Origin of the sequence: Paenibacillus sp. cl123 (genome assembly GCF_900101595.1) — a bacterium.
Lineage (GTDB): Bacteria > Bacillota > Bacilli > Paenibacillales > NBRC-103111 > Paenibacillus_G.
In genome coordinates this window covers 42,100-57,640 of the sequence record NZ_FMYY01000030.1, presented here as the reverse complement: position 1 = coordinate 57,640, position 15,541 = coordinate 42,100, and the positions used below count along the sequence as shown (strand labels likewise).

Below are 15,541 nucleotides of genomic sequence, written 5' to 3'. Positions count from 1 at the left end.
ATCGAGATCGCCCCGAGCCGCATCATAGCAGCAGCAAGCCCCTACTGGCACATGTCCAGCAGGGGCTTGTTTCCGCCATGGGGAGCCCCCCGCACTCCGACTCCGACTCCGACTCCGACTCACTCGGCGGAGGGTCCGCGGGGCGTTGCGTCCGATCAGGTTTAGCTGCCGGTATACGTGACGGCATACACCTTGCCGTCGATGCCCCCGGCATAGATCGTCTTGTTATGCACCTCCGGCGTCGACCAGAGCACGCGCTCAGGGAAGCCGACGGCGTCGTACTTGAACTTCAAGCTGCCATTCGCCGGATCATAGCCGGTGATGCGGCCCCGTTCCGCGACATGGTAAAGGATGCCTCCGTCGTACACGAGGCCGCTGTCGATCTGGTACTCCTGCAGGTCGGAGTCCGTACCGCCTGCGCGCAGATCCTTCGTCCAGGCAAGGCTGCGCGTCGTCGCGTTGAACGCGTACAGCTGCCGGCCGCCGTGCGCGGGGTAAAAGACCAGCGTGCCGTCCGTCGCTCCGCCTCGCGCCGAGAAGTCGTTGCCGATCGAATCGGTCCACGTCACCGCGCCGGTCGCCGGATTCAGCGTACTGATATCCGTCGGCATCGGATTGATCGTCCACAGCTGACCTCCGGCATAGATCGGCTCGACGTCCCCGACGACGAACAACGACTCGTCGGTCGCCGCATTGCCTCTCCAGTACAAAGAGCCGTCGCTGACATTAAGGGCATACCAGACGTACGTGTCGCGCACATTGGCGTACAGCTTGCCGCCCTGGATCGTCGGCCGCTGCCGCATCAGGCCCTCCGTCAAATAGCGCCATTTCAGGGAGCCGTCGGACAAGTTGACGGCATAAATATATTTGTCGCCCGAGCCGAAGTATACTACTCCGCTGTCGACGACCGGGTTGGACATCACATTCCCGCCCGTCTCGTACGTCCACTTGACCGTGCCGGTCGAGGCGTACACCGCATGCAGCTTGTTGTCGCCTGAGCCGACCAGCACTACGTCGTCATCAGGCGCAGCCAGATCGGCGAAGGCCGGCGAGGACAAGATCGAGCCTCCCGTCGTATACGCCCAGCTTTGCGTGCCGGTTGCATCGTCGATCGCGTACAGCTTGCCGTCCTCCGAGCCGACGTACACCTTGCCGTTCGCATAAGTCGGCGGAGCCTGGATCAGCCCGCCGGTCTGGAACGTCCACTTGGGAACGACATTGCCGCCTGTCCCGGTCCACAGATATTCCTTGTACTTCTTCCAGACGCCGCCCTTCCCGTCCGTCATCTTCACGGCCACAAAATGCGAGCCGAACGGCAGCGCCGGCGACATGCCCGAGATGTTCACCGTGCCCGTCCACACATTGCCGCTTCCTTTCGTCAGCGTCGTCCACGAGCCGTAGTTGTCGACGTTCGCCTGCACCGAGGTGACGCCGTCCGGCGCGTCGGGAATCGAAACGCTGACCGTCACATTGCCGTTTGCCGCTGCGGTGGCGCTTGTAATCGTAACGGCCTGCTTCCGGACATTGTTCATCGGAGCGGTCAGGTACTGGCTGGATGAGCCGTTCGCAGCGTTGCGGCGGGTGATCGTCAGCTTGTTCGGGGAAATTTTGACCGTCGTATATTCCTGGTAGTCCTTGATCTGCCCGATATATACCCACGGCACGCCGTTTTCGATCTGATTGCCCCACCGGTGCAGATGGCCGCTCAGGTAGGCGACTACGTTGTAGTCCTCCACCAGATCGAGCAGCTCGGATTTGCCCGTCACGTTGTTCTGAATTTCAAACGGATGATGGGCGAAGAAGACGATCGGCATCCCCGCCGGAAGCGCCTGCAGATCCGTCTCAAGCCAGTCAAGCATCTTTCTCGAAAACTTTGCATCCAGCTCCAGCGTGACGGTCGAGTCGAGCAGCACAAAATGCACGCCGCCGTAATTGAACGAGGAGTACAGCTGTCCGATACGGTCGGCGAAATCGTTTTTGCCGTTGGAGTTCCACCAGCGCACGTCATGGTTGCCGGGCGTCGTATACAGCGTGCTGTCGAGCAGGGCCGAATCCGCCGCATATTGCGCATATTGGGCTTCCGTGCCGTGGTCGGAGATATCCCCTGTCACCACCGTGAAGGCCGGCTTGATCGTCGTATTCAATTCATTGATGATGGCGAGAAAATTGTTGTGGCCGATCGGCTCGTGGACATCGCTCAGCTGAGCGAATTCGAACGTCGAGACGTCCCCGGTTTCCACGATGAAGGAGAGGACATCGGTCGAGCGGGTGAAGGCGGGATTCGTGGTGGCGGAGGAGTTATACAGTCTGGCCTTCACTTGGCCGGCCGATGAAATATAGCGCTCGATCAGGTCCGAATCGCGAATAGTAACAAGAAACGTATCCGGATCGGCTTCCGGCGTCTGAGTGCGGACCACATCCCAGCTGCTGTCCTTGTAGTTCCAGAAGCTCAGGAACAGATTGTTGGCGACAGACGAGCTTGTACCGGCCTTCGTAAAGACGGACAGCGTCCTTACCTTCAGCGGATCGACGCCCGTCAGCGTCGCCTCGGCGTTCCAGGCCAGCTTTTTGTCGACACTTGCGGCCATGACGAGCGGATTGGCGTCGATCTGTTCCAGGCTGGCGGCGTTACCGCTCGTAATCGTGCCGAATTCCGCCGTCACCGTATCGGGCGCGAATGTTTTCGTCGTCGTCCCGGACGCCGCATAATACGCCGTTACGTCAAGCGCGTCCGCGTCGCGGACGAAGCTGCCGCTGCCGGAATTATACAGCCGCAACTGCACGTCGTTGTGCGCGGAGACAAATTTGCCGATCAAGGCCGGATCGGAGGTCGACCATTCCACCATCCCGTAGGCGGTCGTGGAATCGGCGTCGTAGACGGTGTCCCAGTTGCCGGTCGTATAGTTCCACAGCGAGATCCAGGTCGTGTTGGCCGCTGCCGAGTATTTGCCGGCATAGCGCACGACCAGCGTTTTCACGCTGGAGGCCGGCTCTGCAAGCGTCACGGTCGACGCCCAGGCAACCTTGTTCGCTCCGTCGGACTGGACGCTGAAATACGACTTGTCGCGGTCGGCCAGCTTCGCCGCCGTGTTGGCGGACACCGTGCCGTTCTCGAGCGCGGCGGCTGCCGCCGGATAGGAGGCCGCATACCAGCCGGACGGAGCGGCTGTCTCCGTCACCGCATTGAAGTAATCCCAATACCCGGTAAACGCGGCGCTGCGGCTGATGGTAACCCGCGCCTTCAGCACATTTGTCCCCGACACGTAGCCGGCGATTGCCGCCGCAGCCGAGGTGGCATACCGGATCGGCGTATCGCCCGTTCCGATGGCGGCCGTCGATACGGCCTCCCAGGCGGATGTGGCGTTATTCCACAGCTCCAGTGCCGCCGTCCCGCCGGTTGCCGAAGCTTTGCCGTTCAGCTCCAGCCGCAGACTTTGGGTCGCCGCCCCCGGCGAAGCCAGCGCAAGATCGGCCGTAAACGCCACCTTATGCTCGCTGCCCGACAAGGCTGACGCGAACTGCATGTACTGCTGGTCGTTCTGGGCCAGCTGCGCAGCCGTGCCGGATGCCAAAGTACCCGCCGTCAGCGAGATCGCGCCGGGCACAAACGAACGAAGCGCCTGCGTGTACGCAGGCAGCCCGCTCGCCTGCGCCTCCCGCGGCCATAATTCCCCGGACGTTTGCAGCAGCAGGGCGGCCGCAAGTCCGACCATAGCCCATCGTTTCAATTGATTAATCGCCCTCATGTTCTCCCCTCCCAAGGAAAAATTTGATGGCCTGCCTCCTTCAAATGTCCGGTGAACAACGCGAGCCTGCGGCCGATCGGGGTTTCCACTCGCTGTTTCCACTCCCCATCGGCTCTCCGGCCTCTTGTTCTCCGGACTTTTAAATCTCGTAAGTTTGCAGCTCCTCCACCACCTCAGCTTCCGGGTAATAAGCTTGCGCCTCGGCCAGGCATCGCCCCGCCTGCTCCTCACACCACAGATGGGTGAGGAGCAGGCGGCGGACCCGGGCTTCGCGGGCGGTCAGGCCCGTCTGCCCGGCAGTCATGTGCGGGATCGGAACCGGCCCGCGGACGGCCGTGGTCGCCTCGCACAGCAGCACGTCGGCGTCGCGCGCGAAGGCGGTCAAGCCGTCGTGCGGCACCGTGTCGCCGGAATAAACGAGCCGCTTCCCGTCCGCCTCTGCCGCTATCGCAAAGGATGGGATCGAGTGCCGCATCGGCGCGAAGCGGAATGTCATCCCGGCCAGCTCCAGGACGGCATCCTCCCCGATCGGAGCCATGTCGAACGCCTCGGGGTAAACCAGCCCGCGGTACAGCTCATCCGGCTCCCGGGGCATAAATACCCGGAGCGGATGATCCATCGTGCCGAACGCCCGTTTTGTTTCAATCGCATATTTGAGAATGCGCAAATCCCCGGCATGGTCGTCATGCAGATGAGTGATCACGACCGCCTCCAGATCCTCGAGACGGCAATAGTTCTGAAGGCGGCTCATAACGCCGTTGCCGCAGTCGAGCAGCACGAACTTGCCCGCCCGCTCCAGCAAATAGCCGGAGCAGGCCCCGCCAGCCGCGGGAAAGGTGCCGTATCGGCCCAATACGGTCAGCTTCATTGCCGAACCTCCTCCCCGCGCCGCCGAACGAGCCGGTAGCTGATCGCCGCAGGCGGCACCGGCACGCGCAGCGCGCCGTCCAGAGCCGTGCAGGCGACTGGCTGCGGACGGGTGTCGCCATCCATGTCGCCGCCCCATACCATCTCCATCGCTGCATGCGCATCGTCCGTCAGCTCCGCTTCAAAGTAAGCGCCTTCGCGCCCGTCCAGATTGGAGACGATATACAGGTCGCTTCCGTCAGCCAGCCGCCAGCGGGCCACGTCCAGTCCTTCCGCTGCCGCCCGTACGCCTTCGGCATCCGCGTATACGCCCTGCGCGATATAAGGCTGCAGCTCTGCCCGAAGCGCCAGCGAGCGCTCCAGAAACCGCCGCATCCCGGCATTTCCCTCGCCGGCGAAACGGTACATGCCGATCCAGAACACCGAGCCGATCAGCGTCGCCCGGGCAATGTCCCAGCGCAGCTTGGTCTCCTGCGCTTCGCCCTCCAGCTCCCGGCGCGGATTGACCATATTCACCTGCACATATTCCGGGAAGGTATATTTGTACATATTAAAAAATTCGTCATAGCGCTCGCCGTTCCAGGTCAAGTTGCCCCATACGTAGCTGCCGTAAATGTCGCCGCAGTTCTCGATCATAAGGAAGCCGTCCGGGTTCAGCCGGCGCACCTCAGGCAGCAGCTCGCGCAGGACGTGCAGATAGCCGGTGTTGAATTCGCCGATATCGCCGTGCGAATGGTCCGCATCGTAGCAGGGGTACGGATCGGCCGAGCCGAGCTGGTCCAGATAAATGCCCGTCGCCCCATAGCTGCGCACCATCCACCGCGCCGTATCGACGATATACTGCTGCCATTCGTCATGAGACGGGCAGGAGACGGTAAACTCGACCGGCCCGTACGTTTCGTTCATAAAAGCTTGATTATGATCCTTGATCGCCCATTTCGTCCCCAAGGTCGGAAAAAAATCATGATCCTTATCGAAAATGCGCGCATTGATATAAAAGGTGACGAAGCCCCCGCCGTCGTTAACCGCGCGAACGCCTTCATACAGCTCCCAGGGCGTGCCCAGCTCCATGTCGGGCTGGTATTCGGGATAATCGCGGTCGAAGCCCTTGCGGTTCCAGGAGGCGATAAACATATGGTTCATGCCGTACTGCTCCCGGCCGGCCTGGAACATCGCCGGAATATCCGCGAAGCGGCTCGCGATATCGTCGCCCCGCTTGAAGTTGTAGCATTGATTCAGCACGTATTCCCGGCTGAGGAACTCCGGATGCGCCGGCATATCGATGTGGCGATCGATCCATTGCCGGTAGCGCTTCGCTCCCCAATGCCAGTCACGGTCGGTCAGCGCGATGACAGCCGGTCCGGAGGACCATGTCCGACCCTCGCGGATGACCGTATATTTGCGAAAAGCGAAGCCCATCCATGGCTGCTCCGGCCCCCCGGTCTCCACCCGCAGGCCGGTGAGCGGAAACCGCTCGTCATGCGAGCCGAAGTACAGACCATGCTCCCGGTCGTACAAATACATCCACGTCATCGAGGCGAGTCCGCAATAGTTGATTTCCCTGCTGTATGTGCCGTCCGGCTCGGCAACCGATTCGGCGCGCCAGAACTTCCGGTATTTCTCCGAGGCGTATTGCGCCACCGGATTATCCGTCTTCTCTCCGGCATGATGCGGGTAAACCAGCGTGTCGTCGTCCCAGCGATCGCCGAGGCCGAGCCCCCGCACATACGGGAACAGCACCTCGACAATATCGTAACCGGCGTCACGGTTCTCCAGCTCCAGCGTCCAGACGCTCTCGGAGCTGTCCGCCGCCAGCTCGACCGTTATCCGGGCCATGAGGCGCAAGCTCGCGCCCGCCCCATCGCCGTCGTCGGCGACGGCGGCATCCTCTAGCTCCAGCGTCAGCTTGCGCGCGCCGCCGGCGTCGGCCTCGCCGACCGCGGCGCTGCGCACCGCGCCCGGCAGCAGCGCTGTCCGCTCGCCCTCTTTGACCCCGCGCTCGCGTGCGTACAGCTTGAACAACGGCTGCGCCGTTTTGTGCTTCACCGCTTCGTCGCCCGTCAGCCGATTCAGCAGCGAGACGAGCTCCCCGGTGCGCTCGTCGAAGGAGATCGAGAGATATCCGTTATCGATAGTGATGACCATCGGCTTCAGTACCCTTCCTTCTCGTAGCGGGACCAGGCCTCGCTGTTATGCTTGCCCGCACCCGGCATATGGTTGCTGATATAAACGCTCGGCTGCTTGCCCCGGGCGAGCAGCAGCTCGACGACGCGCGTCTGCAGCGCCCACATGATATAGGCGGCGGCAATGCCGGACGACGGGCATAACCCCTGGCCGAGCTCCTCCACCTGTACGACGGTATCGCCGATGCCGCTGCAGTTGTCCAGCACGATGTCGCAAGCCTCATACAACCGTTTGCCTCCCGGATGCATCGGCTTCAAGAAGCCCGAGTATTCGACCGATGTCAGCGCGATGACCGTGATGCCCATCTCCCGGGCGTAAAGCGCCATCTCCACCGGCAAAATATTAATGCCCGACACGGAGCCGATCATCAGCACGTCGCCCGGCATCATCTTGCTCTTGCCGACGATAAACGCCGGCAAGCCCGCCACCTCGTCCATAAACACCCGCTTCTTCTTGGAGATATCCTCCTCCCGGTATCGGGTCGGATTGTCTACCTCGACCGTCACCTTCACCGGGCGCACCGCCATCATGCCGCCCGTCCGTCCGACCGCTTCGTGCATCAGCATATGCCCGGTGTCCAGCAGATGCCAGATGCCTCCGTTCTCCAGACTGTCGGCGATCTTTACAGCCGCCTCCTCGATCGGACCCAGTTGGGTCGCTTCGATGCGCTCAAGCACTTGCTTCATATTGGCAAAATATTGCTGAACCAGCATGTCCGTCCCCTCCTCATGTATGAATGTCGGCCTAAGCCTCCAGGCTCGTATGCAGCCGCTCAAGCAGCGCGGGCGACCACGGCACGCCGCAGGCCCGCAGCGCCAGCAGCAGCGCCCCGCCGATCGGCGGCAGCAGCGGCGGGACCACGCGGGCCGACGGGCAGCGCTCGGCCAGCCGTTCGGCGAACGGCCGCACGTAGCGCTCGCCGATGCGCGGCAGTCCGCCTGTCAGCGCCGCTTCCCAGCCGCCGTCGTCCGTCATGCCGAGCCGGGCCGCCACGTCTGCGGCCATGTCCGCGAGCGCGCGGCCGGCTTCGGCAAGAATCGCTGCCGCGACAGCATCCCCTTCATCCGCGGCCTCGCAAACGGCATATGTCAGCTTGCTGACGTTGTCCAGGCGCACCGCCGACTTCAGCGCATGCGCATCCCTCACGCCGTAGTAGCGAAGCGCGTGCTGCGTGAGCGCCGTAGCCGGGCCCCGCCCGTCGAAGGCAAGACCGACGGCCCGCAGCGCCTGCACCGCGATCATCTGGCCGCTGCCGTCGTCGCCGATTACCGGTCCCCAGCCGCCGGCCCGGGCTTCCGCTCCTTCCGCATTGGCGCCAAATACGAACGAACCCGTGCCGGCCAGCGCCACAAGGCCGCTCTCCCGGCCAAGCGCGCCGTAAAACGTGCTGCGCACATCAGAGTCAAACGAAAGGCGCTCCGGCGGCAGCCCGGACGCCTCAGCCGCCTCCCGTTCGCAGCCTCTGAGCCCCGGCACGCACAGCGCCGCATGCCTGATCTCTCCGGCCGCAGCCGAGCGGACGAGCCGCTCCCCGTCCTCCCGGGAGCGTTCCCCGCCGCTCGGCTCCGGCCCTGCAAGGCCGGCAGCACCGCCGGCCGGCTCCGGAGCGCCAGCCCGCTCCAGCGCTTCGGCGATCACGGCGCGCAAGGTGCCGAACGCTCCGTCCCGGCCGACGAAGTTCGGATTCGAGCCCGGACCCTGTGCCACGGCAAGCACATTGCCGGCGAGATCGGAGACGGCAGCCGCCGTCTTCGTCCCCCCGCCGTCCACACCTATGACGTACATGGCTGCCCGCTCCTTCTACCCGTCATTTCTTGCCGGCCAGCACATTCGGCGCCGCTTTCTCGACGGCCGCCACGGAGTCGGCGACCGACTTTTGGCCAAGCCACATCAGGTCGAACTGCTTCTGCACCTCCGCATTGAAGTCGGCCCCGTACACCGGAGTCGGGAAAGGAACGCTGTAGCCAAGCGACTCGATGAAATATTTATTGTCCGGATGCTGCTTGAGAAACGCCGTGGTGTCTACGCTTTTCGATGCGGGCAGGCCCATCGCCGTATCCAGCGCGATTTGCTGCGCCTCCTTGGAGCTCAAAAACTGCAGCACCCTCCAGCTGAGATCGGGATTTTTGGCGCCCTTCGGGATGACCCACGAATTGACAAACGACGTGCTGGTCGTCTTATCCTTCTTGGGCAGCGGCCGCACCAGATACTCGACGTTCGCCTGCTTGAACGACGCCGTATAGGACAGTCCGCCCGCGATCATGCCCGCCTTGCCGGCGATGAACACCGCCATGTCGGTTTTGCCGAACTGCTGCGCTTGCGTCTCCGACATGACCGATTGATCCTTCACGATCATGTCCTGCAAAAATTGCAGTGCGTCTCCCGATTCCTTCTTGGCGAGCAGCGACTTGCCGTCCTGGGTGACAAGACCGCCGCCCATGGCGTACAGGAAGTGGGTATAGCCGTCAGCGTTTTTCGGGAAGTAGAACCCCCATGCGGCGTCCTTCTTCGTCAGCTGCTTAGCCGTGTTGCGGAAGTCCTCCATCGTCCAGTCCGCGCCGGGATACGGCACCTTGGCTTCGTCGAACACTTTTTTGTTCAGAAACATGACCTTGCTCGTAATGTCCCGGGCGACCGCGTACGGCTTGCCGTTGAACGTCAGCGCATCCGATACGACCGGGTACAGGCCGCTCGTGTACTCCTTGGTCACATATTTCTCGAGCGATAAAATAGCGCCTTTATCGGCGAATACCGGCACCTTATCCATCGCAAGCATCATGACATCGGGCAAAGCGCCGCCGCCTGCGACCATCGCCAGCACCTTGTCGGCGTAGCCGGTTCCGATCTGCATGTACTCCAGCTCCAGATCGGGGTTCATTTCCTCAAATTTGGCCTTGAGCTGCTTCAGCGGCTCCGAGGTCGTGAAGTCCCACCAGGACATCACCTGCACCTTCTGCTTCGTCTTGGGCGTATTGCTCGCGGATGAGCCGGAACTGCCTGTGTTTCCGGCGGGCGGGTCGGCGGGGTTTTTCGTGCTCGCACCGCTGCCGCCGGAGCAACCGGCGACGGCGATCAGGAAGATCAGCATGACGGCCATAAAAGCCGCAGGGTGAAATCTCGATTTCTTGTTCATTTTCAGCATGATCGTCTAACTCCCTTTTTGAAAGTTTACTAGCGTTAAACTTATCAGCTTGCCTCGTTCCCGGCTTCCCTTACGCTTTGGCCCCTTTTTGCAGCTGCAAGTCCGGCCCTGTCACGCGCCGTCCGCCGCATCCCGCCCGGGGCTACCGGCATCACATCCTCTCCGCGGCGCTTCAGCTTCATGCCTTATTTGCCGCTCAGGCCCGAGGTCAGCATGCTCTTGATGAAATGCTTCTGGAACACGCCGAAGACGATAATCAGCGGCACGATCGCCATCGTCGTCGCAGCCATCAGAACACCCCAGTCGTTCACATTGGCTTTGAAGTAAGACACCCCGACCTGGATCGGCATTTTCAAATAATCGTTAATGACGATAACCGGCCACAGGAACGTATTCCATTCGGAGACGAAGGACAGGATCGCGATCGTCGCCAGCGCAGGCCGTGCGTTGGGCATGATGACGCGCCACCAGACGCCGAACCGGCTGCAGCCGTCGATGATCGCAGCCTCGTCCATTTCCTTCGGGATCGCCAGAAAATACTGCCGCATGAAAAAAATATTGAACACAAGCGAGCCCTGAAAAATCATCGGCACGATCAGCGCCCGGTAATCATTGATCCAGCCGAGCATCCGCATCAGGGAGTAGTTCGGAATCAGCGTAATGTGTCCGGGCATCATCATCACGCCAAGCAGACACAGGAACACGAAGTCGCGGCCCTTGAAGTTCAGCCGGGCGAAGGAATAAGCGGCCAGCGACGCCAGCACGATGATGCAGGCCGGCACGATAATGGACAGCATCAGCGAGTTCAGCACGAAACGGTAAAACGGCAGCACCGTCCATGCGCGCACGTAGTTATCCAGCGTAAACGGCTTAGGAATCAGATCGAACGGATTGCCGTTGAAAATTTGGACGCTCGTCTTGAAGGAAGCCGTGAACGCCCAGAGGAACGGGTAAATCATAATGAGTGCAATGACGATCAGCACGGCGTAAAGCACCGTATGGATCAGCGTTTGCCGGGTCTTCATAACGGGTCGCCCCTCCTTGGTCTCGGGTTACATGCGGTCGCGTTCTTTTCGGCGGCGCAAGCTGAATTGCACCAAAGTCAGGCAGAAAATGATGACAAACAGCACCCACGAAATCGCCGAGGCGTAGCCCATCCGGTACGACTTGAACGCTTCCGTGTATATGTAGTAGAGCAGCGTGTTGGTCGAGCCGCCAGGGCCCCCCTCCGTCATCGCGAACACGGCCTCGAAGATGTTGAACGACTCGATGGTCAGCATGATCGTGACGAAAAAGGTCGTGTTCGCCAGCAGCGGAACCGTGATATAACGAGCCTTGTGCCAGCTCGTCGCTCCGTCGATGGAAGCGGCTTCGTACAGCTCGTCGGGAATCGTCTGCAGCCCGGCGATGTACAGAATCATGTAATAGCCGGTCACCTGCCAGATGCGCATGATCAGCAGCGCGGGCTTCGACCAATGGACGCTGCTCAGCCAGTCGGGCGGATGGGAGACGCCGATAACCTTCAGCGCTGTGTTGATCAGCCCCACGTCAGGGTTGAACATCCAGATCCATACCATGCCGATGGCGATTGTCGAGGTGATGTGCGGCATGTAGTAGGCGGCGCGGAAAAAGCCGATGCCCTTGATCTTGCGGTTCAGCAGAATAGCCATCGACATGGCGGCGGCGATGCCCACCGGAACAAGCGTGACGACGAAAAACAAGGTGTTGCGGAGCGCTTTGAAAAACTCCTCGTCGCGGGTCAGCAGCGTATGATAATTGGACATGCCGGTCCACTTCGGTGGGCGAAGCAGGTCCCAGTCGGTCAGCGACAAATAGAACGAGTAGATCAGCGCCGCGTAAGTAAAAATGGAAACCCCGATGACCACAGGCAGGATGAACAGCCAGCCGGCCACGCCCTCCCGGTTCAGAAAGCGGCGCAGCCGGACGCCTGGCGGCAACGATGCCCGCGCGCGGTCGCCTGTGTCGGTCGTGATGGAGGCCATAAACGAATACCCCTTTCCGGATTTCGATTCTTTGCTTCAAAAAAGGCCCCGTGTCGGCGCGTGCGCGGACGGAGACTACACCGGCCGGTCCGGCCTGAGCTCCGGCGTAACGGCCGTCCGCAAAAATCCGCCGGCGGCCGCCAGCTTGCGCTCGGCCTCTCCCGGATCGACGCCCGCCATCAGGCAGACGATCGCCCGCTTGATGCTCCAGCCGGCCGCCTCAAGCGCCTGCTTCGCCTGCTCTTCGCTCGCTCCGGCGATGTCTGCCGTCATCTGCACGGCCCTTTGCCTCAGCTTGCCGTTGGACGGCTGCATATCGACCATCTGGTTGCCGTACACACGGCCGGTGCGGACCATGCTGGCCGTACTCAGCATGTTCAGCACGATTTTCTGGGCCGTGCCGGCCTTCAGCCGGGTTGAGCCGGCCAGCACCTCTGGGCCGGTCAGCACCTCGATCGCCGCGTCGGCCAGCCCGCTCATCGCGGCGTTCGCATTGCAGGAGACGGCGATCGTCGCCGCGCCCGCGCTGCGCGCATATTGCAGGGCGCCGATGCAGTAGGGCGTGCGCCCGCTGGCGCTGACCGCGGCGATGCAGTCGTCGGCGCCAAGCTCCAGGCTGCGAAGGTCTTCGGCCCCGCGCGCCGCGTCGTCCTCCGCTCCTTCCTCCGCCAGCAGCATCGCAGCCGGGCCTCCGGCCAGCGCAAAGGCGACCTGCCCCTCCGGCGTGCCGAATGTCGGCGGACATTCCAGCGCATCGATGACGGCCAGCCGGCCGCTTGTGCCCGCGCCGACGTAGATCAGCCGTCCCCCCCGCCGGAATCTCCCGACGATCAGCTCAACCGCCGCTGTTATTTGCGGAATGGCTGCGCGCACGGCGCCTGCCACCTTCTGATCCTCGTCGTTCATCGTCAGCAGAATCGTTTCCGTCGTCATCTGATCCAGATCGGAGGATCGCCGATTGACTTGCTCGGAGGCCAAAGCCTTCAGACGTTCCGTTTCGGCACGCTCCTTGTTGGCACTCATCTTCTCATCCCCGCTTTCTTTTCAAATTTCCTTGCTCCGCCTGATAAATGGATTATACGTATAGACCACTATATGTATGATTAACTTGCATATCCATCATATCAGAGCTTTTGCCGTGTTGTCGTTTAGTTTTTGTAAATCTTCTACGCATCACCCCCACGTTAGGATAGAGGCGGAAGATCCGCCAGCATCGGCTAACGGACCAGTTCCGCATGGAACTTGTACCGGTCTCCCGGATAGATCGATTTGACAAACTCATACGGCACGCCGTCTTCGTCGCAGGTAACCCGTTTGATAAGCAGCATCGGCACCTCACCGCTCACATGCAGCAGGTTCATCTCCCGGGCGTTCGGCATCCCCACCTCGATCGTCTGGGAAGCGGAGGCCGGCTTCACGCCAAACTTGCTCTCCAGCAGCCGGTACAGCGACACGCCTTCGAAATTCTCCCGCTCCAAGCCCTCGAACCGGCGCAGCGGCAAGTGCGTCACCTCCAGCGCCATCGGCTTGCCGTCAGCGAGCCGCACACGGGTAAGGATAATGACCGGGGCCGCTGTTCTCAGCTTGAGCGCTTCCTGCACAGTCGCGGACGCCTCGCTGACAACCACGTCCACAACATACGCGCCGGGCTTCATGCCCCGGCTGATCATATCTTCGCTGAAGCTCGTCAGCCGGAACAGCCCTTGGCTGATTTTCGGCTGGGCGATAAAGGTTCCCTTGCCCTGCTCGCGGACGAGCCGGCCGTCGTTCACCAGCTCCAGTACAGCCTGCCTCACGGTCATGCGGCTGATCTCGAATTCCTCGCTCAGCTCCCGCTCGGACGGGATGCTGTCTCCCGGCTTCATCTCCCCTCTGTCGATTTGTTCGATCAAATACTGCTTCAATTGAAAGTACAGGGGTACGGGAATATTTTTGTTCAAGCTAGGTTTCATCGGATAGCAACCAACTTTCCTTTTACGAAATATTAATGGCTTATGCCTTTAGAAATGTAGACGTATAGACCACTATATGTTATATAATTTGATATCCGCGCTCATATTCCTTCCTGACGAAAAATTTTTTTTCGCACGATCCTACCCCAACCTACGCTAGGAGGCCAATGATGAATCTTTTTTCCGCTCCATGGTTGCGCATGTGCAAGGCTGCCACCCCGGGCCGCTGCGCCGAGCGACCGCCTTTCCCGTTGCTCTTAGTCCGCTCCGCGATGAGCAGAAGCCGAAGCCGGCTGACGGCTTGCAGGGCCGCCACCCCCGGAGGCGGCGCAGGACCTCGCCTGCCGGGACGGCCTGAACTAGCGGGATTGCCGTCCGCGCCTTCTTTAGGTCCGCCAGTGCGGCTCCTGCTGGTGCTGGCTTTGGCGCTTACGCTGCTTGTTCTGCCGCTCCAGCTCTTGCCCACAGCCTCCGCCCACCCGCTCAGCGTCGCCAGCAGCGAGTTGCGGCTGCAGCCCGGCTCGGCCGAGCTTGTATTTGCCGTCGACGACTTATCGGTCATCGAATCGGTCCCAGGCGTCGATCTGAACGGCGACAACGGGCTGGACGCAGCCGAGACGGAGCAGGCGCGGGACGCCATCGCGGCCTGGCTTCTCTCTAATCTGTCGCTGTCCGCTGCCAATGCGCCGCTCACCGGCCAAGCAGCCGCCGTCTCCCTGCAGGCTAGAGGCGGGAAACGGATGGTCGTCGCCGACATCCGCTACGCCGTACCGCCGGATGCGACCGCTTTTCGCTATGCGGACGGATTGTACAAGGATGATGGTACGACCTACGTGGACATGCTGGTCATTCGCTCTGGCACCCATGTCGCCGAACAGGCGCTGAGCGGCGAATGGCGCACGGCCTCCTTTATCGCGGACGGGCAGGGCATTCGTCTTAGCCGCGAGGAGGAAGGCCAAGTGGCGGGCGGCTTGCCCGGATCGAACAACAGCGGCTCGCGATCCGGCGTTGTGCCGCCGGATGGCGCCTCCTCCTGGAGCTCCTTCTTCATGCTCGGCATCCACCACATCTTGACCGGCTACGATCACCTGCTGTTTCTGCTCGCCCTGCTGCTGCGCAAGCAAAAGCTGCTCGACTACGCGAAGATTGCAACCGCCTTCACGATCGCCCACAGCCTGACGCTTACGCTCGCCGTACTTGGCTGGAACCCGCTGCCTTCGCGGGCGGTCGAGGTGCTAATTGCGCTCAGTATCGTCTACGTGGCGGTAGAGAATCTGTGCGACCTCAACCGGGGACGGCGCTGGCAGCTTACCTTTGTGTTCGGGCTTGTGCACGGACTCGGATTCGCCGGCATTCTGTCCGAGCTGGACATTCCTCCCTCGCATCTGGCCGTATCGCTCGTCAGCTTCAATCTGGGCATCGAGGTCGTCCAGCTCGCCCTGATCGCGGCAGCCAGTCCGCTGCTCAAGGCGTTTCAAGGCAGCGGATTGTACCGGCGGGGCTTCGCCTTCGGCTCGACGGCGATTTTGACCATGGGCATGCTCTGGGCGGTGGAGCGGTTGTTGTAGGGAGGGCTGGGCGGCAGCTGCGCAGGCGTCCCCTAATAAAAAGCGCCTGAATCCATAGTAAGATTCAGGCGCTTACACA

At 61.6% G+C, this 15,541-nt stretch carries 11 protein-coding genes; 1 reads left to right on the top strand and 10 read right to left on the bottom strand.

Going from position 1 to position 15,541, the window contains the following annotated elements; genetic code table 11:
- Positions 1 to 161 precede the first annotated feature (161 nt).
- The 10 genes from BLR08_RS27915 to BLR08_RS27875 form a co-directional block, all read right to left on the bottom strand.
- Positions 162 to 3,746: an outer membrane protein assembly factor BamB family protein gene (locus BLR08_RS27915; RefSeq protein ID WP_072337809.1), complete on the bottom strand. Its 3,585-nt coding sequence runs from the start codon at positions 3,744 to 3,746 to the stop codon at positions 162 to 164.
- Positions 3,747 to 3,885: 139 nt separating this feature from the next.
- Positions 3,886 to 4,614 (bottom strand): MBL fold metallo-hydrolase, encoded by a 729-nt coding sequence (locus BLR08_RS27910; protein ID WP_072337808.1) that lies wholly within the window; start codon positions 4,612 to 4,614, stop codon positions 3,886 to 3,888.
- Positions 4,611 to 6,758 carry a DUF6259 domain-containing protein gene (locus BLR08_RS31345; RefSeq protein WP_072337807.1) on the bottom strand — a complete coding sequence of 716 codons (2,148 nt, stop codon included), beginning with the start codon at positions 6,756 to 6,758 and terminating at the stop codon, positions 4,611 to 4,613. The genes BLR08_RS27910 and BLR08_RS31345 overlap by 4 nt, the downstream gene beginning before the upstream one ends.
- A gap of 5 nt (positions 6,759 to 6,763) precedes the next feature.
- Positions 6,764 to 7,510 carry a sugar isomerase domain-containing protein gene (locus BLR08_RS27905; RefSeq protein ID WP_072337806.1) on the bottom strand — a complete coding sequence of 249 codons (747 nt, stop codon included), beginning with the start codon at positions 7,508 to 7,510 and terminating at the stop codon, positions 6,764 to 6,766.
- 31 nt (positions 7,511 to 7,541) lie between these two features.
- Positions 7,542 to 8,582 (bottom strand): N-acetylglucosamine kinase, encoded by a 1,041-nt coding sequence (locus BLR08_RS27900; RefSeq protein WP_072337805.1) that lies wholly within the window; start codon positions 8,580 to 8,582, stop codon positions 7,542 to 7,544.
- Positions 8,583 to 8,604: 22 nt separating this feature from the next.
- A complete protein-coding gene (locus BLR08_RS27895; RefSeq protein WP_083537536.1) occupies positions 8,605 to 9,939 on the bottom strand; it encodes an ABC transporter substrate-binding protein in 1,335 nt (444 codons plus the stop codon).
- Between the two features lie 185 nt (positions 9,940 to 10,124).
- Positions 10,125 to 10,964 (bottom strand): carbohydrate ABC transporter permease, encoded by an 840-nt coding sequence (locus tag BLR08_RS27890; protein ID WP_072337804.1) that lies wholly within the window; start codon positions 10,962 to 10,964, stop codon positions 10,125 to 10,127.
- A 27-nt stretch (positions 10,965 to 10,991) separates the two neighbouring features.
- Positions 10,992 to 11,942: a carbohydrate ABC transporter permease gene (locus tag BLR08_RS27885; RefSeq protein WP_072337803.1), complete on the bottom strand. Its 951-nt coding sequence runs from the start codon at positions 11,940 to 11,942 to the stop codon at positions 10,992 to 10,994.
- A gap of 75 nt (positions 11,943 to 12,017) precedes the next feature.
- Entirely contained in the window at positions 12,018 to 12,965 is a 948-nt protein-coding gene (gene murQ, locus BLR08_RS27880) for an N-acetylmuramic acid 6-phosphate etherase (RefSeq protein WP_072337802.1), read from the bottom strand.
- Between the two features lie 194 nt (positions 12,966 to 13,159).
- A complete protein-coding gene (locus BLR08_RS27875) occupies positions 13,160 to 13,894 on the bottom strand; it encodes a GntR family transcriptional regulator (protein WP_072337801.1) in 735 nt (244 codons plus the stop codon).
- A 170-nt stretch (positions 13,895 to 14,064) separates the two neighbouring features.
- Between BLR08_RS27875 and BLR08_RS27870 the strand changes: the two genes are divergently transcribed.
- Positions 14,065 to 15,462 (top strand): HupE/UreJ family protein, encoded by a 1,398-nt coding sequence (locus BLR08_RS27870; RefSeq protein ID WP_072337800.1) that lies wholly within the window; start codon positions 14,065 to 14,067, stop codon positions 15,460 to 15,462.
- Positions 15,463 to 15,541 lie beyond the last annotated feature (79 nt).